Below are 621 nucleotides of genomic sequence, written 5' to 3'. Positions count from 1 at the left end.
CCTTCCGTACTGCCCACCGCGGTGGTCACGGGTCGCCGTGACACCGCCGGTGACGAACTCAACGCCGTACTGGTCACCGAGCACCTCCAGTTCTCACTGCCCTACCGGGCGCTCTTCAGCCAGTACATGACGCCGGAGACCGCCACCCGCCTGATTGACGCCCTGGCCGTCCTGCTGGTGCGCCTGCACCTCCTGGGCTTCTACTGGGGAGACGTCTCCCTGTCCAACACCCTCTTCCGACGCGACGCCGGAGCCTTCTCCGCGTATCTCGTGGACGCCGAGACCGGCGAACTCCACCCCTCCCTGACAACCGGACAGCGCGAGTACGACGTCGACCTGGCACGCACCAACATCATCGGGGAGCTCATGGACCTCCAGGCGGGGGCCTACTTCCCCGAGGACGAGGACCCCATCGAGGTCGGGGACAGGATCCGGTCCAGGTATGTGGACCTGTGGCGCGAACTCACCGCCCCGGAGTCCATCGAGACCGGACAGCGCTGGCGGGTGGCCGAACGCATCGAGAGACTCAATGAACTCGGCTTCAGCGTCGGGGAGCTCCAGATGGTCTCCGACCTGGACGGCACGCACCTGACCATCCGCCCCAAGGTCGTGGACTCCGGC

General features: G+C 66.8%; 1 protein-coding gene. It reads left to right on the top strand.

Going from position 1 to position 621, the window contains the following annotated elements; translation table 11 throughout:
• The coding region (locus FK530_RS24790; RefSeq protein ID WP_146489462.1) for a DUF4032 domain-containing protein at nt 1-621 on the top strand (621 nt) is incomplete at both ends.

Origin of the sequence: Tsukamurella conjunctivitidis, from assembly GCF_007858475.1 — a bacterium.
Lineage (GTDB): Bacteria > Actinomycetota > Actinomycetes > Mycobacteriales > Mycobacteriaceae > Tsukamurella > Tsukamurella conjunctivitidis.
This window is presented reverse-complemented; position numbering and strand designations above follow the sequence as displayed.